This window comes from Chryseotalea sp. WA131a (assembly GCA_025370075.1).
GTDB lineage: Bacteria > Bacteroidota > Bacteroidia > Cytophagales > Cyclobacteriaceae > ELB16-189.
Genome location: CP073016.1, coordinates 2363789 through 2385031 on the forward strand (window position 1 = coordinate 2363789; position 21243 = coordinate 2385031).

25 protein-coding genes and 1 tRNA gene are annotated in these 21243 nt (G+C 41.4%); 16 read left to right on the forward strand and 10 right to left on the reverse strand.

The genetic code is table 11. The features are described from left to right. Positions 1–2: 2 nt before the first annotated feature. Together KA713_10560 and KA713_10565 are read right to left on the reverse strand one after the other, a co-directional pair. On the reverse strand, positions 3–422 hold the full coding sequence (locus tag KA713_10560) for a hypothetical protein (GenBank protein UXE64953.1): 420 nt from the start codon (positions 420–422) through the stop codon (positions 3–5). Positions 423–531: 109 nt separating this feature from the next. Continuing rightward, positions 532–2319 (reverse strand): ATP-dependent helicase, encoded by a 1788-nt coding sequence (locus KA713_10565; protein UXE64954.1) that lies wholly within the window; start codon positions 2317–2319, stop codon positions 532–534. A 164-nt stretch (positions 2320–2483) separates the two neighbouring features. On the opposite strand from KA713_10565, the gene KA713_10570 reads away from it, so the two are divergent. The 5 genes from KA713_10570 (at position 2484) to KA713_10590 (ending at position 5953) form a co-directional block, all read left to right on the forward strand. Further along, positions 2484–3197, forward strand: coding sequence for an RluA family pseudouridine synthase (locus KA713_10570; GenBank protein UXE69096.1), 714 nt, complete (start codon positions 2484–2486; stop codon positions 3195–3197). A 128-nt stretch (positions 3198–3325) separates the two neighbouring features. Beyond that, on the forward strand, positions 3326–3769 hold the full coding sequence (gene rplM, locus KA713_10575; protein UXE64955.1) for a 50S ribosomal protein L13: 444 nt from the start codon (positions 3326–3328) through the stop codon (positions 3767–3769). Positions 3770–3771: 2 nt separating this feature from the next. Next, positions 3772–4158 carry a 30S ribosomal protein S9 gene (gene rpsI / locus KA713_10580; GenBank protein UXE64956.1) on the forward strand — a complete coding sequence of 129 codons (387 nt, stop codon included), beginning with the start codon at positions 3772–3774 and terminating at the stop codon, positions 4156–4158. Between the two features lie 9 nt (positions 4159–4167). Then, positions 4168–4932 (forward strand): 30S ribosomal protein S2, encoded by a 765-nt coding sequence (rpsB, locus tag KA713_10585; protein ID UXE64957.1) that lies wholly within the window; start codon positions 4168–4170, stop codon positions 4930–4932. Between the two features lie 187 nt (positions 4933–5119). Beyond that, positions 5120–5953 carry an elongation factor Ts gene (locus tag KA713_10590; protein UXE64958.1) on the forward strand — a complete coding sequence of 278 codons (834 nt, stop codon included), beginning with the start codon at positions 5120–5122 and terminating at the stop codon, positions 5951–5953. Positions 5954–6079: 126 nt separating this feature from the next. On the opposite strand, the gene KA713_10595 is transcribed toward KA713_10590, so the two are convergent. Beyond that, a complete protein-coding gene (locus tag KA713_10595; protein ID UXE64959.1) occupies positions 6080–6211 on the reverse strand; it encodes a transposase in 132 nt (43 codons plus the stop codon). 322 nt (positions 6212–6533) lie between these two features. On the opposite strand from KA713_10595, the gene murI reads away from it, so the two are divergent. Together murI and KA713_10605 are read left to right on the forward strand one after the other, a co-directional pair. After that, entirely contained in the window at positions 6534–7340 is an 807-nt protein-coding gene (gene murI, locus KA713_10600) for a glutamate racemase (GenBank protein ID UXE69097.1), read from the forward strand. Between the two features lie 84 nt (positions 7341–7424). Further along, complete coding sequence (locus tag KA713_10605) at positions 7425–9446, forward strand: tetratricopeptide repeat protein (GenBank protein UXE64960.1); 2022 nt, start codon at positions 7425–7427, stop codon at positions 9444–9446. Positions 9447–9464: 18 nt separating this feature from the next. Here the strand turns inward: KA713_10605 and KA713_10610 are convergent, their stop codons facing one another. Both KA713_10610 and KA713_10615 read right to left on the reverse strand, forming a co-directional pair. Further along, a complete protein-coding gene (locus KA713_10610) occupies positions 9465–9812 on the reverse strand; it encodes a hypothetical protein (protein UXE64961.1) in 348 nt (115 codons plus the stop codon). A gap of 21 nt (positions 9813–9833) precedes the next feature. Next, positions 9834–11105 carry an ABC transporter permease gene (locus KA713_10615; protein UXE64962.1) on the reverse strand — a complete coding sequence of 424 codons (1272 nt, stop codon included), beginning with the start codon at positions 11103–11105 and terminating at the stop codon, positions 9834–9836. 138 nt (positions 11106–11243) lie between these two features. On the opposite strand from KA713_10615, the gene queA reads away from it, so the two are divergent. Continuing rightward, positions 11244–12290: a tRNA preQ1(34) S-adenosylmethionine ribosyltransferase-isomerase QueA gene (gene queA / locus KA713_10620; protein ID UXE64963.1), complete on the forward strand. Its 1047-nt coding sequence runs from the start codon at positions 11244–11246 to the stop codon at positions 12288–12290. A 24-nt stretch (positions 12291–12314) separates the two neighbouring features. Here queA and KA713_10625 read toward each other — a convergent pair whose 3' ends face one another. Continuing rightward, positions 12315–12560: a hypothetical protein gene (locus KA713_10625; GenBank protein ID UXE64964.1), complete on the reverse strand. Its 246-nt coding sequence runs from the start codon at positions 12558–12560 to the stop codon at positions 12315–12317. Positions 12561–12626: 66 nt separating this feature from the next. On the opposite strand from KA713_10625, the gene KA713_10630 reads away from it, so the two are divergent. The 3 genes from KA713_10630 (at position 12627) to KA713_10640 (ending at position 13907) form a co-directional block, all read left to right on the forward strand. Next, positions 12627–13304, forward strand: a complete 678-nt coding sequence (locus KA713_10630; GenBank protein ID UXE69098.1) for a 2-C-methyl-D-erythritol 4-phosphate cytidylyltransferase — start codon at positions 12627–12629, stop codon at positions 13302–13304. Positions 13305–13374: 70 nt separating this feature from the next. After that, positions 13375–13605 (forward strand): addiction module protein, encoded by a 231-nt coding sequence (locus KA713_10635; protein ID UXE69099.1) that lies wholly within the window; start codon positions 13375–13377, stop codon positions 13603–13605. Further along, positions 13605–13907, forward strand: coding sequence for a type II toxin-antitoxin system RelE/ParE family toxin (locus tag KA713_10640; protein UXE64965.1), 303 nt, complete (start codon positions 13605–13607; stop codon positions 13905–13907). Before KA713_10635 ends, KA713_10640 begins: the two co-directional genes overlap by 1 nt. Positions 13908–13983: 76 nt before the next feature. Here the strand turns inward: KA713_10640 and KA713_10645 are convergent, their stop codons facing one another. Next, positions 13984–14205, reverse strand: a complete 222-nt coding sequence (locus tag KA713_10645; GenBank protein ID UXE64966.1) for a DUF2795 domain-containing protein — start codon at positions 14203–14205, stop codon at positions 13984–13986. Positions 14206–14383: 178 nt separating this feature from the next. Between KA713_10645 and ettA the strand changes: the two genes are divergently transcribed. Then, positions 14384–16066, forward strand: coding sequence for an energy-dependent translational throttle protein EttA (gene ettA, locus KA713_10650; GenBank protein ID UXE64967.1), 1683 nt, complete (start codon positions 14384–14386; stop codon positions 16064–16066). A gap of 177 nt (positions 16067–16243) precedes the next feature. Here ettA and creD read toward each other — a convergent pair whose 3' ends face one another. The 3 genes from creD to KA713_10665 form a co-directional block, all read right to left on the reverse strand. Beyond that, complete coding sequence (gene creD, locus KA713_10655) at positions 16244–17668, reverse strand: cell envelope integrity protein CreD (protein ID UXE64968.1); 1425 nt, start codon at positions 17666–17668, stop codon at positions 16244–16246. Between the two features lie 73 nt (positions 17669–17741). Next, positions 17742–18044 carry a transcriptional regulator gene (locus KA713_10660; GenBank protein ID UXE64969.1) on the reverse strand — a complete coding sequence of 101 codons (303 nt, stop codon included), beginning with the start codon at positions 18042–18044 and terminating at the stop codon, positions 17742–17744. A gap of 13 nt (positions 18045–18057) precedes the next feature. Then, positions 18058–18675, reverse strand: a complete 618-nt coding sequence (locus tag KA713_10665; GenBank protein UXE64970.1) for a hypothetical protein — start codon at positions 18673–18675, stop codon at positions 18058–18060. A gap of 346 nt (positions 18676–19021) precedes the next feature. Here KA713_10665 and KA713_10670 point away from each other — a divergent pair, with 346 nt between their 5' ends. The 4 genes from KA713_10670 (at position 19022) to KA713_10685 (ending at position 21203) form a co-directional block, all read left to right on the forward strand. After that, positions 19022–19327: a GIY-YIG nuclease family protein gene (locus tag KA713_10670; protein ID UXE64971.1), complete on the forward strand. Its 306-nt coding sequence runs from the start codon at positions 19022–19024 to the stop codon at positions 19325–19327. 135 nt (positions 19328–19462) lie between these two features. Further along, positions 19463–19768: a GIY-YIG nuclease family protein gene (locus KA713_10675; protein ID UXE64972.1), complete on the forward strand. Its 306-nt coding sequence runs from the start codon at positions 19463–19465 to the stop codon at positions 19766–19768. 78 nt (positions 19769–19846) lie between these two features. After that, positions 19847–19920 (forward strand) — tRNA-Asn (locus KA713_10680). Positions 19921–20015: 95 nt separating this feature from the next. Beyond that, positions 20016–21203 (forward strand): hypothetical protein, encoded by a 1188-nt coding sequence (locus tag KA713_10685; GenBank protein ID UXE64973.1) that lies wholly within the window; start codon positions 20016–20018, stop codon positions 21201–21203. Positions 21204–21243 lie beyond the last annotated feature (40 nt).

Here is a 21243-nt window from a genome sequence, read left to right on the forward strand (position 1 = left end):
ATCTATTTCAATTTCATCTGAGCCATATACGGATGGTCAGGGTTTACTATTAACTCCTGCCTCGATGGGTGAAGCAATACATCCATGTCTTCCATGGAAATAGCACCAAAGAGTGGTTCGTTATCACCCTGCAAAACAAGGGCATTGCACACCGTTTGCCTATTTTTGAATTTCACCACCACCGGGCCAACTAAATTATACTCTTCTCTGCGGCCATTGGCTAGTACAGCTACCCGCTTTTCAATAAATGGCAATTGCAATTGAGCTTGAAGGTTTTCATTGATGCAAAGATTTAATGCACCGCTATCAACCAACATCGATGCATGTATTCTTTTTACTTCTTCATCTCCAATTATTGATTTTCTTGCCAATGCCAAGTCATCGGCATTAATTAGTTCGATATCAGCGTAGGTTAAGCCCATAAGATTCAATTTGATGTAAAGTTATTGTTTTTCTTATCCAGATGCCGAGTAGAGTCAATCCGATGTCAATTTTCATTTTTTATACGATTGACTAAAAAGCAACGTAAGCTTATCCATACAATTCTTGCAATTCTAGCTTTTTGATTCTTGCAATGATAGCTCCCTTTGTTCGGCCGAAATGCCGCGCCATCTCTTTTATATCAAAGCCCTTGCAAAATAAGGTGGTTAGTTCATCGTCAAGTTCGGTTGTCCATGGTTGGTAGGCATCTTTATGCTTTGTTCTTACTTCGTTAACCGAATAGGATTTTTCGATTCCCTTTTCTGACTTCTGCGTTTTGGTTGCGATTGGTACTGTTTTGGTTAGCTGTTTTTCTTCTTCGCTGGCTACTTTAACAATTTGTATTTGTGTGGATGGAGGAAACTCGATCGGCATCAACGCTTCGGGAATGTGAATAGTGTTTTTGGTTCGGGTAATTGCCACATAAAGCAGATTGATTTCTTCATTGAGTTTGCCATGATTTATTTCTTCGGCTTTCTTTTCGTTTTTTATGTTCTCTAGTTTTTCTTCTGATAGGAAGTCGTTCACTAGTTCAATGGAGTCATACTCCATCCCTTTGCAGCGGTGCACTGTGGAGAAAACCATTTCAGCTTTTTCTTTTTCATTGGTGTCAACATGTTTTTCTTTAATGGCTTTGATGATGTCTGGAATTTCATTTCCATATTCTCGTACGATTTCAACCATCATGGCAAGCTGTACATCTTCCGTTTTTTCAATATAGTCCTCCAACTCGTCAAGATCTTTCATGGCTTTGATGAGTTTGTCTTTTATCAGATCATGCTTTTTGTTGTAAAGATGTAGCACATCATACAGAGAGGCACCTTCTTCGGCATAGGTGTACGAGTTGATGTTACCTTCAAAATAGATGCGCTTTACTTTTTTCTTTTCGGTCACATACTCAATGGCTTTCAGCAACAACCCTAGATTGGTTCTGGCGATAACGGCTTGGGTTTTAATTTCCGTGTTAGTCCCTTTTCCGATGATGTTTACAGGTATGTATCTATTGATATGGTTTTTGAATTTCAAAACTTCTACGGCAAGGTTTGCTATGTTTTGACTGAACCTAAAACTGGTGGATAGATGATAGGTTTTAAAATCCAATTTTTCGAGCGAGTTAATAGCAAAACGCCAGCCATAAATTTGTTGGTGCGTATCGCCCACAATTACTTTGGTTGCTTTTTGCTTAGAAAAAACATCAAGCATGGCAGCAGAAGCATCCTGCCCTTCGTCAAAAAGTATAAAGTCGTAGCGCAGTGTTGGGTTTGAAAGCTGGAATTTTTTCAGGTAGAAGTCGTGTGTTACTTCAATCTCTCCCTTGTCCATTTTGCCCAACAGCAACCTGGTTTGTTTTACGATGTACTCATAAAAAGTAGACACAAAAGTTTTGGCTTTCGCATCGGTGATGGTGTCAAGATAGTTTAGATCCTGAACTTTCTGTTTGTCACTATTGCAGAAGTAAGCAATAAACTTGTTGATATGGTTTGCGATAACATATTCCGTATGCTTTTCTTCATTGCCTTGTAGATTGAGGAGTTCGGCAATTTCATTTGTCTTGTATGCCTGCGCTTTTACATTGTAATGGTTTTGAAAAACAACGTGCTTATAAGCAAGGGAATGAGCCGTTTCAACTCTTACGTTGTGAAGCCCTCTTGCGCTGAACTTTTTGGCCGCCTCAAGTTTTACAGATTTGTTGAATGCGAGGTATAGAATTCTGCTTGTGGAGGGCCGCGTTTTTGCATATTCTATCACCGTTGTCGTTTTTCCAGAACCAGCAACTGCATTGATTTTAATGTCGCCCGTGGACTGAAGTATCTCTATTTGCTCTTTTGTCAACTCCATAACTACAATGTCTAGCTTTTCTGTTCATTCAAGATAAACAGATAAACATTCTTTGTTGACAAGGTAAATTTTGTCAACGTATTCAAAAATAACAAAATAGTCGCCCCAAAGGAGTAAGAGTATATAATCGCGAAAAGCAAAACCATTAGCTTTGCTCCGTGAAAATTCCAAAATTCAAGTTTGAAGAGGCCATCTTGTTTCAAAACGATGATTATGTGCTTATCAACAAACCTCCGTTTATCTCAACCTTAGAAGACCGCAACGACCCCAATAACATTTTGGCTTCGGTAAGGCAACATTTGGCCGATCCGCAAGTATGCCATCGGCTGGATAAAGATACTTCTGGCGTGCTGGCCATTGCCAAAAACCCAGAGGCGTACCGTCACTTAAGCATGCAATTTGAGAATCGAGAAGTGAAAAAGGTATATCATGCGGTGGTGGATGGATTACATCAATTTGAAAATAAGCACGTAGATGCCGCTATTTTAAAACTAAACGATGGCACAGTAAAAATATCCAGGGATGGAAAATCGGCCCAAACCTCGTTTACAACCTTGGCCACTTACAAAAACCACTCTTTGATTGAATGCCGCCCGGTAACAGGGCGCATGCACCAAATCCGCATCCATTTGCGTTTGCTCAAGGCGCCCATTGCGGGCGATGAGGTATATGGTGGAAAGCCTTTTTTTGTTTCGTCTGTGAAGAGGGCCTTTAACCAAAAAAAAGAATCGGAAGAAAAACCCCTGATAACCAGGATGGCATTACACGCTTTTTCCTTAGAATTTGCCCTTTTGGATGGAAATGAACTTAAAACCGAGGCGCCTTATCCAAAAGATTTCAAGGCACTGGTTCACCAACTATCTGAAAATAAGCGATAAAAGGGACATAAGGCCATTAATTACCAAAAATCAAATCAGTGGGTGTTGGATATTCAGTTTCTTGCACCTACTTTTGTGTCCCTTTTTAAAGGGGGAACTACGTATTTACAAGTTTAACACATAAAAAAGTGGACCACAATAGTTATAAAACCACCAATACAAACAATGCCACCGCAGATAAGCAGTGGGTGTTGGTAGATGCAAAAGACCAAGTTTTGGGTCGTGTAGCCAGCCAAATTGCCCGTGTATTGCGCGGCAAACACAAGCCATCCTACACCCCTCAAACCGATATGGGCGATCATGTAGTGGTGATCAATGCCGAAAAAGTAAGAATGACAGGTAAGAAGTGGGACAACCGCTTTATGTTCTTTTACTCAGGGTATCCGGGTGGCCAAAAACAAATTTCCCCCAAGATGATGGTTCAAAAACATCCTGCACGTTTAATTGAACATAGCGTGCGCGGCATGTTGCCAAAAAATACCATGGGCCGTCAGTTGTTCAGAAGCTTGCACGTTTATGCGGGCACCGAGCATCCGCACACCTCACAACAACCCAAAGAAATTAAATTCTAAACATGGAAATAATCAACACACTTGGAAGAAGAAAGACCTCGGTAGCCCGGATTTACATGCAGCCAGGCAAAGGTCAAATCATCGTTAACGAAAGAGAGTTAAAAGATTATTTCCCTTCAGAAATTTTACAAACTACCGTGCGCCAAGCATTGACGGTGGTGAAGCAAGAAGCCAACTACGATGTAAATGTAAATGTAGAAGGTGGCGGCAGCAAAGGACAGGCAGAAGCCATTCGCTTGGCCATTGCCCGTGCGTTAGTGACGATCAACAATGAAAATCGTCCTGCTTTGAAAAAAGAAGGATTGATGACCCGCGATTCGCGCATGGTGGAGCGCAAGAAACCAGGTCGCAGAAAAGCAAGAAGGAAGTTCCAATTCAGCAAGCGTTAATCGATAAGCATGGAGAAGATAACAACACAAAGTTTAATGGATGCAGGTGTTCATTTCGGGCACTTGACCAGAAAGTGGAACCCCAAGATGGCCGAGTACATCTACATGGAGAACAACGGTATCCACATTATCGATTTGAACAAAACCTTGAGCTGCTTGGAAGAAGCAACGTTTGCCATCCGCAACATTGTGCGCAGCGGCAGAAAGGTGATGTTCGTTGCGACCAAAAAGCAAGCAAAAGATGTAGTGACCGAAGAGGCTACGCGTTTGAACATGCCTTTTGTTACTGAAAGATGGTTGGGCGGTATGCTTACCAACTTTGCTACCATCCGCAAGTCGTTGAAGAAATTGGCGCAGATTGAGAAAATGATGAAGGACGAGGCTTATGAAAACTTGACCAAAAAGGAAAAGTTGATGATGAGCCGCGAGAAAAGTAAGTTGACCAAACAGTTGGGTGGTATCAGCGATTTAAACCGTTTGCCTGCTGCTCTTTTTGTGATTGATGTAAAGCGCGAGCACATTGCTGTGGCAGAAGCACAGAAGTTGAACATCCCCGTTTTTGCGATGGTGGATACCAACTCTGATCCTTCCGATATCGATTTCCCGATTCCGGCCAATGACGATGCTTTCAAGTCGATCTCTATCATCACCGGATATTTGGGCAAAGCCATCGAAGAAGCCTTACAAGAACGCAAGAAAGATAAAGAAGAGGCTGGCCAGAAGAAGGAAGAGGAAGACAAGAAAAAAGTAGACGAGGCGGTGCACGAAGCATGAAAATGAATTGATTGGCCGATGTCTGCTTATCGGCAGACAGGTGCTAATGTGCGAATACAAAAAAGCATCGGTCGAAAGCCGATGCTTTTTTTTGAGGTAGCCAAAGCGTAAAAATTTGATAACAATACCAACAGTAAAAGTGAGTTTTTAAAAATCGTAATTCGTAAATCTTAAATCATAAATAACTATGTCAGCAATTTCAGCACAAGATGTAAACAAGCTGCGCACCATGACGGGTGCCGGTATGATGGATTGTAAAAAAGCATTGACCGAGGCCAACGGAGATTTTGAAAAGGCCGTAGAGATATTAAGAAAAAAAGGACAGAAAGTTTCGGCTTCCCGCTCTGACAAAGATGCCAAAGAAGGTTCTGTATTCGTAAAACTTTCAGACGACAAAAAAACCGCAATTTTGATTGCCCTAAATTGCGAGACTGATTTCGTAGCCAAGAACGAGGAGTTTCAAAACTTGGGCAGGTTGATTGCTGAAACAGCTTTCACAAAAAAATCGGCAACCAAGGAAGCGTTGTTGGCTGAACAACTGGGTGGATTGACCATCAACGACAAGATCACTGAATTGGTAGGAAAGATTGGGGAGAAATTAGAGATCAGTGCCTACGTGCAAATGAATGGTGAAGCAATTGTTCCCTACATCCATGCTGGTAGTAAATTGGGTGTATTGGTTTCGTTGAAAGGCGTAAATGGTCAGGATGTAACGGATGCTGGCAAAGATGTAGGCATGCAGATTGCGGCCATGAACCCCGTTGCCGTTGACGAAAAAGGAGTGGATCAGGAGTTGATCCAAAAGGAAATTGAAATTGCCAAGGCGCAAATTTTAGCGGAAGGCAAGCCTGAGCACATGGTAGAAAAAATTGCGCAAGGCAAATTGAACAAGTTCTTTAAAGACAGCACCTTGTTGCCACAGGCTTTTGTAAAGGATAACTCAAAAACTGTTGCTCAATACTTAGATAGCGTTAGCAAAGGCTTAACAGTAGCTGAGTTTAAGCGTGTAGCGATTGGATAATCGTTATTGATTTTGGTTTGAAAGGGGAGGCTGTCTCAAAAGTAGAGACAGCCTTTTTTGTTAAGAAGTCTTTGCTGGTTTTTAATTAAGGGTGTATGTTTCTAGAGAAAAAAATGATGGATGATTTTATACCGCTAGCTTAGCCAGGTTGTGTGCTAACGCAAGCAATCCAGTTTCTATTTTGACTTTTACTAACCATTTGATTATGAACCTTTTGATTTTTTTGTTATGCTTAATGTTGGTAAAAGCAGGTTTCACATCCACTCCTCTTAGTCTGCGTCAGATAATCCCTTGCTCGCTTTTCAATCGCTCTTCCGCGTTGTTGTTTTAACCCCCTCAGCCCTTAAACTTTTTCAATAAAGGGCCTATGTTAGCACCGGATGTTTTTCCGTTAAGAGCTCCCCCAGGTTGAGGAAAAGCATCACCGCCTGGTCGGGCGCAGTAATACTACTTTTGGATTAGCACACACCAGCGAGATAGCGACTTGCACCTAAAGAGGAATGCTTCGGTTGCCCTTTTTTTTCTGAAAATAACAAAACAGGCTGCTCTTTTGAGACAGCCTCTCTATTTTTGCCATGGATTGAATGCAACCTCGCCCATAGGAATTTTTGACAGCGGCATTGGCGGCCTTACGGTAGCTCATGCTATTCGTAAAGCACTGCCCAACGAAAGTTTGGTCTATTTTGGTGATACCGCCCACCTACCTTATGGGGATAAATCAGAAGCAGCTATACAAGCCTACTCGATAAAGATTGCGGAAGTGCTATTGAAAAAAGGGTGCAAGGTGATTGTGATTGCTTGTAATTCTGCTAGCTCGGCAGCGTATGAATTGCTCAAAGAATATGTGCGCAACCAAGCACATATAGTAAACGTGATTGACCCAATGGTAGAGCTTGTAAAAGGTAAATTTAGTGGTAAGCGGGTAGGGCTAATTGGCACCAAGCGAACGGTTCAATCATCTATCTATTCAAAAAAGTTAGCCGCGCTAGATCCATCCATATCACTTCAACAATTGGCTACCCCGTTGCTGGCACCTATGATCGAAGAAGGCTTTTACAATAATAAAATAAGTCATGATATTATTGGTCAATACTTGCAAGATCCATTATTGCACAATATAGAAGCCTTGATATTGGCCTGCACACACTACCCTTTAATCAAAAAAGAAATTGAAAATTTTTTTCATCATCAAGTTTACATTTTAGATTCCTCCATTGTGGTAGCCACTAAATTAAAGGAATATCTAACGGCTAACCAGTTGATAAATAGCTCATCCGAGATTTCGCATTATTTTTACGTTTCGGACTACACGGAATCCTTTGAATCGGCTACGCAACTGTTTTTTGGAGCCAGGGTTCAATTAGTGTTGCACCGATTATGGTCGTAACTAATCAATTTGATGTAAGTTTTGAACAAATATTACCTATTTTATCATTCCTAAAACACTGACATTGCCTGAATAATCATTGTTGTGAAACGTTTCATCCACCTCACCTTTTCTACTATTTTATTTGCCAGCAGTGGCTTTTCTCAAGGCAAAATTGATAGCCTCAAAAACCTATTAAATGGTAATCTCTCCGATTCCTTGCGAATTAGAGCTCTTATTGTGGTTTCTCAAGAATATCAATTTATAGATATTGATAAAAGCATTCAATACGGTAAAGAAGCAACCACACTAGCTGATTCCAAAAATTACAAATGGGCGAAGCCATTAACCTACATAAATTTGGGTAGCTACTATAGTATCCAAGGAGATTATGCGTCTGCCTCCAAGCTAGTCAACCTTGCGCTGGGAATTGCCTACGAGTTAAAGGATAGCTCTCAAATTTCTGCGTGTTATAATAATCTAGGCACATACAATATGAAATTGGGAAGATTTGATGAAGCGTATTATTTTCATACCCAGAGTTACCGCATCGCTTCGCTTAGGAACGAAAAGCTTCAGCAAGCCATAAGTCTACATAATATTTCAGGTGTGTTTAAAGAACTTGCTCAATACGAGCGGGCAATTGACTACCTGCGACTTTCAGAAAAAATGAGCAAAGAAATAAATGATCACGAAGGAGAGGCTTACAATTTTGATGAGCTAGGTGATATATACCTCCGAAAAAAACAGTACGACTCTTCATTGGCTGCGCTGATGAAATCGTTGGAAAAAGCTAAAAAAGTAAACCTAAGAATTAACGAACTAAAGGGTGGCACATTTACCAAAATTGCGAAAGCTTATACAGGGAAAGGCGAAATTGTAAAGGCCTTTGCCTACTACGATAGTGCCAATAATTTTTTTGTAAAGAATAAGAGCGAGTTTGGCCAGGCTGAAGTAGAGCTAGGAAGAGGTATTTTGTTACTCAACCAAAAAAAGTTTGCCGAAGCAGAAACTACCATTTTGAAAAGTGCGAAAAAAGCGCATGAGCTAAAAGCGTGGACGTTGGAAATCCAGTGCTATCAAAAGCTATCAGAATTGTACGAAACGAAGAACGACTTTAAAAAATCACTTTCCTTTTACAAGCAAAATCAACAACTCGAAGACAGTCTCTTCAGTCAAGGGATGCAATCAAAGCTATTGCAGAGCGAAATTCGCTTTGAAACAGAATCAAAAGAAGAACAAATCAAAGCATTGACTAGGTTAGAAGAATTGCAAAAAGGTCAGATCAAAAAACAAGATTTGATTCGCAATATTCTGGTAATTGTAGTGGCCCTTACGGTCATTCTATTGTTCTCAGTTTATCGTAGCGGACAACGGAGAATTCGCATCAATAAATTATTGCTTCAGCACCAAGAAGAAATTAAGAAAAGAAGTGCCGAACTGGAGCAGCTCAATCAAGTGAAGGATAAATTTTTCTCTATCGTTTCACACGATTTACGCTCGCCCATGAATGCCCTAGCAGGTGTGTTGGATTTAATGAACAAAGACCAGATCACAGAAGAAGAATTTAAAACAATTGGTAAGGAATTGCAATTGCGTTTTAACCATACCCGGAGGTTAATCAATAACTTATTGGATTGGGCACTTTTGCAAATGGACAAATTCAAGATACAAGTTGAAAAAATAAATCTGAAAGACTTAATCGACTCCAATGTTGCCATGATTGAGTCGTTGCATCTAAAAAAGTTGCAAATTGAAAATTTAGTGGACCAGAGCTTAATCGCAACAGGCGATAAGGACATGATCAATTTAGTGATTAGGAACTTGGTCATGAACGCCATTAAATTCTCTGAATCAGGAGATAAAATTACCATTGCCGCAAAAGAGGACATCGATTTTTACATACTATCAGTGAAAGACAGCGGGGTGGGCATAGCGCCAGAAGTTCAAAAAATACTTTTTGAAAAAACTACCGGCTATAGTACCCGTGGCACTGCCAACGAAAAAGGTACTGGCCTTGGCCTGATCCTTTGCAAAGAATTTGTAGAGCGCAACGGTGGTAAGATTTGGCTAGAAAGTGAACTTGGTAAAGGAAGCACGTTCTTCTTTACAGTGAAGAAAGGGTAAGATTCTTGCCCCACCTTCCTACTTTTTTCTTCTACCCTGCCGATTGATTGGCATTGCTACAGTAGCAGTAGGCGAAAATGATAGCAGTTGTCTGATTGGAAATGCTATGACATTGCTGAGTACCTCTTGACCCAAGTTTGGCACCCCATAGTTAGAATGATAAAGCAGTTGTTTGTGGGAAGTGTTCATACACTGCTGACTCGTATCTTTCTTAATTACCAATGACAAATCCGATTTCTTTTCTGCATTCCCTAAAAAGCTTTCAACATCTTTTTTATCATGGATATTAAAGACTTTTACTTGAGCATTAACTGCCCTGCCATTCTCAAGAACCAACAAGAGCAGCATGAACAAAAGAAGTTTCATACTTCGTTTTTTAAACCAAAATCAATTTGCGCGAATGGCAATTACTGGATCTAACCGGGCAGCCATGGCTGCTGGCACAATGCCTGCAATCATGCCGATTACCGATGATACAGTAAGCCCCAAAATAATATTCTTCGCTCCCAATACAATTTGTAAACTGCCCAACGGGATAAAAGTGATGAGGTAAACTAAAAATAGCCCGGCCAAACCGCCCAACAAGCAAAGGAAAATAGATTCAAACAAGAACTGTGTAAGGATAAAATAATTTTGAGCACCTAATGATTTTTGTAAACCAATAATGCTTGTGCGCTCTTTTACAGAAACAAACATAATATTGGCAATGCCGAAGCCACCAACCAGCATCGAAAAACCTCCGATGATCCAACCGGCAATGGTTAAGATATTGAACACGGGGGCGATTGCTTTCATAATCCCTTCTGGGCGGTTCATCACAAAATTCTCTTTGTCCCAAGGCTTTAGCCCGCGTTTTACCCGCATCAAACCTTTTGTTTCATTTTCAAGCTCCACAAGACTTACATCGTCTTGCTTTCCTTTTAATCCTACAATCGAGCGGCTTTGAAATTCATTCCAGCGGCCTGTGCCGGTTTGGTAAATTTTTCGGAAAGCATCATACGGAATATAACATACATAGTCGCCATTATCGCCACCAAAAGCATTTTGACCTTTCTTCTTCATCACCCCAATCACACCAAACTTCTTGTTCTTAATTTTAATCTGCTTTCCATACGGATCTTCACCGTTGGGGAAAAGCGCGTTGGCCAATTCAAATCCAACAATCGCCACATCTCGGCCAGAGGACAATTCCGACTCACTAAAATATCGGCCATTGGTTAAACTAATGTCAAAAACCTTATCATAACCATCCGATGCACCCGTGACTTCAATCTGCCCAATACTGCTTTCATTTCGCTTTACAATTACATTTCCCACTTCCGCGTACACACAGATAGATGAATTTTGTTGCAGGTTGGCTTTCAAAAACCGATATTCATTGTAAGAAGTAGTTGGCCATTTGATATAACTTTTCCACCAGTCGCGGCCGCCACCGCCACCATCCCATGGAAATTTATCGATGTAGATGACATCTGAACCCAGTGTACTCAAACTGTTTCGTATGTCCCGTTCAAGTGAATCAACCAAGGTAAGCACGGCAATAATGGAAAAGATGCCAATGGTTACGCCCAGTAGTGATAAAATGGTACGAAGCAGATTCGACCTTAAGGCTCGCCAAGCAAATCCTAGGCTCTCAAATATTAAACGTAGTGTAAGCATGGCTTTTTAACGCAATTTTGCCCCTTTCGGGTTAACAATTTCTAAATTTATTTCAAGTACCAAACAAATCCCTATTTTTGCAACCTCAAATTTAAAAGTACGGAACGAACCGTGCTTTAAAAGCCCGTAAGCTTATTTATGAAACTGTCAGAATTCAAGTTTGATCTCCCCAGCAGCCTTATTGCCAACCACCCAGCCGAAAACAGAGACGATGCCCGCATGATGGTGTTACACCGCGCCACGGGAAAAATTGAACATAAAATTTTTAAAGACATCGTTAATTATTTTGATGATGGCGATGTGATGGTGGCCAACGATACCATGGTTTTCCCTGCCCGCTTGTACGGACGCAAAGAAAAGACTGGTGCAAAAATAGAGGTTTTCTTATTGCGCGAACTGAATGCCGAAATGCATTTGTGGGATGTGCTTGTTGACCCTGCCCGCAAAATCCGCGTAGGCAATAAATTATACTTTGGCGATGGCGATTTAGTGGCCGAGGTAATTGACAATACCACTTCGCGCGGAAGAACCATCCGCTTTTTGTTTGATGGCGATTCGGTAGCCTTTGACAAAGTGGTGGAGACATTGGGCGAAACCCCACTTCCCAAATACATCAAAAGAAAAGTAGAGCCTGCCGATAAAGAACGTTTCCAAACCATTTTTGCTAAGAACAAAGGAGCAGTTTCCGCTCCCACTGCTGGCATGCATTTTACCAAACAATTGGTGAAACGCTTGCAATTGAAAGGAGTGGACATGGCCAACATCACCATGCATATTGGTTTAGGTACTTTCCGAGCGGTAGATGTGGAAGACTTGACCAAGCACAAAATGGATTCAGAGAATTTTATTGTGGGTGCAGAACCCGTTAAAATTGTGAACCAAGCATTGGATAATAAAAACAAAGTGTGTGCCATTGGCACTACTACCATGCGCTCATTAGAATCTGCCGTATCGGCCAATAACCGATTGAAAGAAAAAGAAGGTTGGACAGACAAATTCATTTTCCCTCCCTACGAATTTAAAATTTGCAGTGCATTGGTAACTAACTTCCATCAGTCAGAATCAACCTTGTTAATGATGGCTGCTGCCTTTGGGGGATTTGATTTGGTGATGAAAGCCTACGAAACCGCCAAGAAAGAGAAGTACAAGTTCTTGACTTATGGCGATGCGATGTTAATCATTTAAGCATTCGGAATTAGCAGTGGTAGGTTATGCTTCATCTTTAATGAAGAAAAGAAATAGCCCAATTGCCACTGGGTATACGAGCACATAAATGGCGGAGACTTTTATGAAGCCCATCAAAATAGTTGTAGGCAATAGCAACAAAAAAATCCCAATTGCCAAAATCCAACCTTTGTTAGAACTGTAGGAGCGGTACACTTGCATCAGTCTGTAAACCATATAGGTGATAAGGGCAACATTGAAGGCAATTAAAAGAACTCGTAAAATCAGCATGGTAGCGTTGTGTTTGTTTTAAATTTTACTTCTAAATTTAGCAGAATACATTTCACTTAACAAGAAATTGTCTTGACCCGCGAAACAGCCCTCATTGTTGCCGGTGGCAAAGGCACCCGAATAAAAAGTGCATTGCCCAAGCAGTTTATAGAACTGCACGGCAAACCTATTTTGCTGCACACCCTCGAAGCTTTCATCCGCTACTCCCCCACCATTCCGATCGTATTGGTGTTGCCCGAAGATGATTTTGAAATCTGGCGCAGCATCTGCAAAAAATTCAATTTCACGTATCCCATCCTTTTGCAGAAAGGTGGTGAGACGCGCTTTCAATCAGTAAAGAATGGCTTACAGAAAATTGAAGAAGGATTGGTGGCCATACACGATGGGGTACGCCCACTGGTGAGCGAAGATATCATCGGTGCCAGTTTTCGATTGGCGGCTATTCACAAATGCGCCATTGCCGCTGTGCGCTTGAAAGAATCCATCCGCATGACCGACCAAGACAATACCAAAGCTGTGGACCGTTCGCGCTTTCGGTTGATACAAACGCCACAAACTTTTCAAGTGGACTTAATTAAAAAAGCCTACGAACAAAAAGAAGACAACAGCTTTACCGATGACGCCAGCGTGGCCGAGCGCGCAGGAAACATCATTTCTTTATTTGAAGGAAGCTATGAAAATATCAAGATTACAACACATGAAGATTTGGTGGTGGCGGAGGCGTTGATGGGAAAGAAGTATTGAGGTTAAAATTCAACAATTAAAATTTGCGGTTTACTTTATATCTTTGAATACCGCAACAAAAAATCCTGCCATGAAATTGCAAATATTAAAAGATAAAGCTGGCAACCAAACAGGAGTTTACATACCTGTTGAAGAGTGGGAATCTATCAAATCTGCCTACCCAGATATTGAAAACTTAGACCAAGAATTACCGCAATGGGAAAAAGATTTGATAGATAGAAGGCTGGATGCAATTCGCAATAACCCTGAACGTCTTAGACCTATTGAAGAGCTATTGACTGAACTTAATCGTAAAATCTAATGGCCTATCGGCTACAGTTTTTTGATGAAGTTATTGTTGATATTCAAGAGGCAAAAAATTGGTACAAAGAACAAAAGGACGGCTTAGAAATAAAGTTCTCGCTAGCGGTTGAAATTGCACTCGAAAGGATAACGAAATTCCCCACAGCTTATTCGATTCGATACAAGAATATACGTCTGATTTACACAAAAACTTTTCCATACGTAATTCACTATTATGTAGATGAACTTCATCAATTGGTGGTTATCACTGCCATCGTACATAGAAAAAGACATCCGGATACTGCTCGAAAAAGAGTATAGTACTACGGCTAACGATAAACAAAAAAGCCCCGACCAGCAGGGCTTCTAAATTCTGTCTTTCAAATTCTAAATTCTTCTAATACTCGTCCTCATTAAAAAAGAAGTCCTCTTTGGTCGGGTAGTCAGGCCAAATCTCTTCGATGCTTTCGTAGGGTTGGCCATCGTCTTCCAACTCTTGTAAGTTCTCTACCACCTCCAGCGGTGCGCCCGAGCGGATAGAAAAGTCGATCAACTCATCTTTGGTGGCGGGCCAAGGTGCATCCTCCAGATACGAAGCCAATTCAAGTGTCCAATACATATCGTCCCCTGTTAATTTTCCGCAAAAATAGAATTAAATACAGCATAGTCAATAGCTGTGGGTGCATGGCGGTAATTAAAAAAAAGTAACCCCAAAACTAAAATCTTGGCACGGCCAAAAGCGTGGACTATTGGCTTAAAAAAGCCATATTTGCCCCACTAACGAGCTACTACCGATTATGGCAGATGAAAAAATAATTTTTTCGATGGCTGGTGTAAACAAGATTTACCCGCCCCAAAAACAAGTTTTAAAAAATATTTACCTCGGCTTCTACTACGGTGCCAAGATTGGTGTGCTCGGTCTCAATGGCTCGGGCAAGTCTTCGCTACTGCGGATCATAGCCGGAATCGATAAAGAATTTCAAGGCGAGGTAGTTTCGGATTTGAGCTTTAGCGTAGGCTTGCTAGAGCAAGAGCCACAACTGGATAAAACCAAAACGGTGCGTGAGATTGTAGAAGAAGGCGTAAAGGAAACCGTGGCATTGCTAAAAGAATTTGAAGCCATCAACGAAAAGTTTGGCGACCCCGAAGTGCTGGAGAACCCCGACAAAATGGACAAACTGATTACCCGCCAAGCAGAGGTGCAGGATAAGCTGGATGCAGTGGACGCGTGGGGATTGGATGCAAAGCTAGACCGTGCCATGGACGCGCTGCGTTGCCCCCCATCGGATGCAAAAATAGAAGTGCTATCGGGTGGTGAAAAAAGACGTGTGGCGTTGTGCCGATTGTTGTTGCAAGAACCCGATGTGTTGTTGCTGGATGAACCAACCAACCACTTGGATGCCGAATCTGTCTATTGGCTGGAACAACACTTGAAACAATACAAAGGCACAGTGATCGCGGTAACGCACGATCGTTACTTTTTAGATAACGTGGCGGGCTGGATTTTGGAATTAGATCGTGGTGAGGGAATTCCGTGGAAAGGAAATTATTCGAGCTGGCTCGATCAAAAGCAAAAACGGTTAGCGCAAGAAGAAAAGTCAGAATCGAAAAGACAAAAAGCATTGGAGCGTGAGTTGGAATGGGTGCGCATGAACCCGAAAGGCCGACAAGCAAAAGGAAAAGCGCGCTTGAGCAACTACGAAAAATTAATCAGTCAGGAGACCCGAGAGAAAGAAGAGAAACTGGAGCTGTTCATTCCACCGGGGCCGCGCTTGGGCAATAAAGTGATTGAAGCGAATGGCGTATCAAAAGCGTATGGAGACAAGTTGCTCTACGAAAATCTAACTTTTTCCCTTCCTCCTGCTGGGATTGTGGGCATTATCGGACCGAATGGTGCGGGTAAGACAACACTTTTCAAAATGATCACAGGTGTGGAGAAGCCAGATGCAGGAACGTTTGCCGTGGGCGAAACCGTAAAATTTGCTTATGTAGATCAAGAGCATGATGATCTGAAACCAGAGGATACAGTTTTCCAAGCCATCACTGGTGGCAGTGACCTGCTGATGGTGGGCGGAAAAGAAATCAACTCCCGTGCGTATGTAAGCAAGTTTAACTTCAGCGGAACCGATCAATCTAAAAAAGTAAAGGAACTGTCTGGTGGTATGCGCAACAGAGCACACTTGGCCATTGCACTGAAACAAGGTGGAAATCTGCTATTGCTTGATGAGCCTACGAACGACTTGGACATTAACACACTTCGTTCATTGGAAGAAGCATTGGAAAATTTTGGTGGCTGTGCCGTCATTATCTCTCACGACCGGTGGTTCTTAGATCGGGTGTGTACACACATCCTCGCCTTTGAAGGCGACTCACAAGTATTTTGGTTTGAAGGCAGTTTTAGCGAATACGAAGAAAATAAACGCAAGCGCTTAGGCGATGAGCAGCCGAAGAGGATTAAGTACAAGAAACTTGTTAAATAATTTGAAAATTACTCAATTTGAAAATTTGAAAATGAGTTAGGGCTTTGACGAGACAGTGGGTGTATTTTGTTTTTAAGAAGTAGTTCAACTTGAAAATGAGCTAATTTGAAAATGGAGTATTCGATTTAGGAATCCAATAGATACCTTACTCCATTTTCAAATTGATAAATTCTCAAGTTAATTCCCCTCCTTATACCACCGAATATTTTTGGAGAAATACATGATCACCGCAATAATCAAGAACAAGCCAATGCTGCCCAGCAATAACGAGTAATCTTGCATTTGAATGATCACAAAAATGAAGGTGTAGAAAAATGCCAAGAACGAACTGAAAATCAGCACCAGTTTACGCGTCACCAAAAAGGTTATGGCATACAAACTCACCAAGGTTACGGTGGCAATCGTAGCTAGTAAATAGGCAATATCATATCCCACATGTTCGGAGAAAGAAAGCAGCAATGAATGGTAAATGATCAATGCCGCACCAATCAAAATATATTGAAAGGGATGGATGCGAACTTTACGCATGATCTCGACTAAAAACAACGCAACGAACGTGAGCAAGATTACCAACACGCCATATTTTGCTGTGCGCATACTTTTTTGATATTGGCCAACCGGTATCAGCAACTTTACACCAAACTCTGAACCCGAAAGTTTTTGCCCGTCTCCAATCCATTGCTGAGAAAAGGGGCGGTTGTAGTGGAGGATATCCCACTCGGCCAAAAAGCCTTTCTCGTTTACTTCACGTTTTGAAGGAGAAAAATTTCCTGTAAAACTCGGGCTTGGCCATGCGCCTTCCACTTTCACATGTGTAGTTTTACCGACTGGCACAAAATACAAAAGCGTGCTTCCTTTCAATCCCAATGTAATCAATACGTCTTTCTTAAAATCTTCAGCCGTAGTCCACTGAAGGGGAACAACCACCCCATTTTCGGTAGTGAATGATTGGGCATAAGGAACAACCGCTTGCTCTCCTTCATAGCTATCATTTGGCGATTTATGGAATTGGGTGGAAAGCCCGATTTGGTTGGAGGGTTCTGAGGTTTTTTCTATTCCTCCAGCAGTTATTATCGGATTCTTGCTAATGCCCCGAAGGTCATTGATGCCTACCACCAACCGTGCTTCTTTCCATCGCACGTCATTTTCTTCTACATTCAGTTTTGCGAAATCGGGTTTATCAAACTGGCTTTGCATGCTGATATCCGATTGATACACGGCTGCCTCAAAAATGCCTCGGTACAAAACTTCGGAGTTAACTTTTGATTGTACGTTGAGGTTATTGGGTAAAAAATAGGCTGTCTCCATCCATTCCTTGATTTCAATACCGTCCTTTCCCTTATCAATTCTCTCACGCTTGGTAAATGGAATGATAAGTACAGGACCCGATACCGTTTGCTCGCCTGACCATTTTTCGGAAATTTCTTTCACCACTGATTCGGCCCGCGACTGTCGCTCAACAATCAATGACTCGATCCAGGTAGTAGGAATCAGCAAAATCAAAATTAAAAAGCCGATCGACATCAGTTTGATGGTGACCGACTCTTTGATCCAATTGTTGAGCCGCTCGAAAAGGTTAGGCGATGGTGTGATGGTTTCCATAAGGATAATTTTTGGTTTTAGATTTATGATTTTTAAAAAGTACTTTGCATTTAAAAGTTAAATGGTAAAAAAATTATTTCTTCTGTTGTTTGATCAGTTCTTCCATCGCGTCCAAATGTTTTTTGAAAGCGGCTCTCCCCCTTTCAGAAATTTTGTAGCGCGTGTTTGGCTTACGATCTATAAACGACTTGCTGATTGAAATATACTTCTCCCGCTCCAGCGCTTTTAGGTGCGTGGCCAAATTCCCATCAGTCGCATCCAATAACTCTTTCAAGCCCGTAAACTCATACGATTCGTTGGCCGCCAATACAGAAATAATCTGCAGGCGCAACCGATGTTCTAACACTTTATCTAGATTTTCGAACGGATTCTTCACAATCAAAAATTAATCAGCGATCGTATTTTTTATACATCATACTACCATAGAGAATGTGGAGCAAACCAAATCCTATCGCCCAAAAATACAACCCAAAACCTGGCCAAAGCGCGGCACACACACCTACAATCAATTCACAATAACCCAGGTAACGAACTTCGTCATACAAATTTGAGCTGGCGTTGACCAAAGCCAATCCATAAAACAACAACACCGAAGCAGCGATTAAATTATAATAGCCATAATCGACCATGATCAAGGTAAAAAAACCACCAATCGATAGCGGCACGGCCAAGTTGATGAGCAACCGCTTACTGGTGCTGTCCCACATTTTCGTTTTTAACTTTTTTGCTTTGCGATAACTGAAGAACCAGCCTGTAACCAGTGATGCAGCCAAAACCAAGGTAGCGATCAAGAATAGACTTTTAACCATTGGGAAATGACCTCTATAATATTCTACCGTGCGCACTACTCTACCCGAATAAATTTCTCTGTAGGCCAACACCGCTCCTATCAAAGCATAAATCCCAGCCAAAATACCTGAAAGGCCACTAAGCGAAACAAACTTTACTGACCGCTCCATTAACTGGCGTATGGATTCTAGGTTTTGATGGACGGATTTATTCTCCATATAAAAGTACTTTTATTTTCAAAGTTAAAGAACGCAGCGAAACTTGCAAGGTTTCACTCATTAATAAATTTGTTGTGGGCAATCAGAGTCAGAAGCTATTAAGATAGAGCGATGGATAAAAAACCAAAAAAGTAAGAATTTGATTAAAAAGATCATCGCAGGAATACCCCTTTATGGGCCTGTAGCTAATTTGGTCAGGGTTTCAATTTGATTATCCCCAAAATTTAAAGCCTTGTTTTGATTATTGGCGGCCAATCCCGTAATATTGTAGCCTCAAATCCAGCAACACTCTCCCTTAGCTCAGCTGGTTAAGAGTCCCGCACTTGCGGGATTAATCGGAGATCAAGTGCAAGTATTTTACATTTACATCTTGTACTCTTCGTCTTCGGACAGATACTACGTTGGATATACTTCTGATTTTCGAAAACGGCTTCTGGAACACAATGATACGTCTAAAGGGAAAAGTTCATTTACCCGAAGAAATGGGCCATGGGAATTGAAATGTGTTTTGGATTGTGGGCAATCAGAGTCAGAGGCCATTAAGATAGAGCGATGGATAAAAAACCAAAAAAGTAAGAATTTGATTAAAAAGATCATCGCAGGAATACCCCTTTATGGGCCTGTAGCTAATTTGGTCAGGGTTTCAATTTGATTATCCCCAAAATTTAAAGCCTTGTTTTGATTATTGGTGGCCAATCCCGTAATATTGCAGCCTTAAATCCAGCAACACTCTCCCTTAGCTCAGCTGGTTAAGAGTCCCGCACTTGCGGGATTAATCAGAGATCAAGTGCAAGTATTTTACATTTACATCTTGTACTCTTCTTCTTCGGACAAATACTACGTTGGATATACTTCTGATTTTCGAAAACGGCTTCTGGAACACAATGATACGTCTAAAGGGAAAAATTCATTTACCCGAAGAAATGGGCCATGGGAATTGAAATGTGTTTTGGATTGTGGGCAATCAGAGTCAGAGGCCATTAAGATAGAGCGATGGATAAAAAACCAAAAAAGTAAGGATTTGATTAAAAAGATCATCGCAGGAATACCCCTTTACGGGCCTGTAGCTAATTTGGTCAGGGTTTCAATTTGATTATCCCCAAAATTTAAAGCCTTGTTTTGATTATTGGCGGCCAATCCCGTAATATTGCAGCCTCAAATCCAGCAACACTCTCCCTTAGCTCAGCTGGTTAGAGCATCTGACTGTTAATCAGAGGGTCCTTGGTTCAAGTCCAAGAGGGAGAGCAAACCCCGCTTTTTGCGGGGTTTTTTTTGATCCAATCAAATCTTCACAATCATTGACTTCTTAAACTAACTTATCTTTGGGCTGTCTTACAGTCATGTTTAATTTTCGGGTTGTTGTCTGTTCTATTGTTGCAATAATCTTTTTTAGCCCTAGTGGCCATTCTCAAACCAAAAACAAATATCCCACCAAGCAAACCGACATTGTTGAAGTTTTAGTAGAGGCCTTTCATATTTCTACCAAACCAAAACCGGCAGGCAAAAAGCGAGTGGCCTTTTCCATCATTCCTGCCACCACTAGTTCAGGTGGCAAACAGATTCTATTTTCTTCTATCAACGCTGCCTTTGTTTTGGGTAAAGAAGAAAAAACAAATTTATCTACCGTATTCTTTTTGCCCTATACTGACTTTTCAGACAATAAAGGCTTTGGACTTAAGTATAACATTTTCACACCGCACAATGTGTGGAACTTAACCGGTGAAACACGCATTAGCAATCTCACTCAGTACTCCTACGGCCTCGGCAGCAGCACTACTCGTTCAGATCAGTTTCGCTTCAACTTTAATAACTTACGATTTAATGTTATTGCCAACAAGAAAATAGCAAGTGCTTTTTTTGGTGGTCTTGGGTTTTTCTATGACCGAAACTTTAGTGTAGGTGTAAGCGAAGAACCACGCCAACCCGGTGACTTCGAAAAGTATGGCATTGGTACACAGTCGGCTTATGATGCTACTGGCATTCTGTTCAACTTGCTACACGATAATCGCAAAAATTCCATTAATCCGGCCGATGGCCTTTATGTTCAAGCTTCGCTGCGCGTCAACCCATCGTGGCTGTCCAATGAAGCGCTATGGAGTTCCTTTTATTTAGATGGCAGACGCTACTTCAGATTGAATAGTCAAAAAAGAAAAATCGTTGCCGTCTCTGCTTTTTATTGGGGGTCGTTCGGCAAAGTTCCGTATTTTAACTTGCCAGGCACGCAATTGGAATTTGCCGGGCGGTCAGGAAGGGGATATCCGTTGGCTCGCTTTCGTGGAAGGCACATGTTGTATGCAGAAGGCGAGTATCGATTCGATCTTTCACGCAATGGACTATTTGGCGGAGTAGGGTTTCTTAATTTTCAATCCGTCACAGATCAAAACAATAATCTCGATGGGATTAATCCCGCCATTGGAACCGGCCTTCGAATTAAATTCAATAAACAATCCAATACAAACCTTGCGATTGATTTTGGCTTTGCCCCCAATTCATTTCAGTTGTATATCGGATTGGGTGAGTGGTACTGAAGGTCTGAGTTAGGGTGAAGAACCATATTCTAGATTCTTC

Bases quoted from the DNA above. Each gene is read 5' to 3' on its own strand.
- creD (UXE64968.1), bottom strand. From the start codon at position 17,668: ATGGAAACCATCACACCATCGCCTAACCTTTTCGAGCGGCTCAACAAT.
- rpsB (UXE64957.1), top strand. From the start codon at position 4,168: ATGGAGAAGATAACAACACAAAGTTTAATGGATGCAGGTGTTCATTTC.
- KA713_10635 (UXE69099.1), top strand. From the start codon at position 13,375: ATGAAATTGCAAATATTAAAAGATAAAGCTGGCAACCAAACAGGAGTT.
- KA713_10565 (UXE64954.1), bottom strand. From the start codon at position 2,319: ATGGAGTTGACAAAAGAGCAAATAGAGATACTTCAGTCCACGGGCGAC.
- KA713_10645 (UXE64966.1), bottom strand. From the start codon at position 14,205: ATGTATTGGACACTTGAATTGGCTTCGTATCTGGAGGATGCACCTTGG.
- queA (UXE64963.1), top strand. From the start codon at position 11,244: ATGAAACTGTCAGAATTCAAGTTTGATCTCCCCAGCAGCCTTATTGCC.
- KA713_10610 (UXE64961.1), bottom strand. From the start codon at position 9,812: ATGAAACTTCTTTTGTTCATGCTGCTCTTGTTGGTTCTTGAGAATGGC.
- rpsI (UXE64956.1), top strand. From the start codon at position 3,772: ATGGAAATAATCAACACACTTGGAAGAAGAAAGACCTCGGTAGCCCGG.
- KA713_10560 (UXE64953.1), bottom strand. From the start codon at position 422: ATGGGCTTAACCTACGCTGATATCGAACTAATTAATGCCGATGACTTG.
- KA713_10665 (UXE64970.1), bottom strand. From the start codon at position 18,675: ATGGAGAATAAATCCGTCCATCAAAACCTAGAATCCATACGCCAGTTA.
- KA713_10640 (UXE64965.1), top strand. From the start codon at position 13,605: ATGGCCTATCGGCTACAGTTTTTTGATGAAGTTATTGTTGATATTCAA.
- KA713_10685 (UXE64973.1), top strand. From the start codon at position 20,016: ATGTTTAATTTTCGGGTTGTTGTCTGTTCTATTGTTGCAATAATCTTT.
- ettA (UXE64967.1), top strand. From the start codon at position 14,384: ATGGCAGATGAAAAAATAATTTTTTCGATGGCTGGTGTAAACAAGATT.
- KA713_10590 (UXE64958.1), top strand. From the start codon at position 5,120: ATGTCAGCAATTTCAGCACAAGATGTAAACAAGCTGCGCACCATGACG.
- KA713_10615 (UXE64962.1), bottom strand. From the start codon at position 11,105: ATGCTTACACTACGTTTAATATTTGAGAGCCTAGGATTTGCTTGGCGA.
- KA713_10625 (UXE64964.1), bottom strand. From the start codon at position 12,560: ATGCTGATTTTACGAGTTCTTTTAATTGCCTTCAATGTTGCCCTTATC.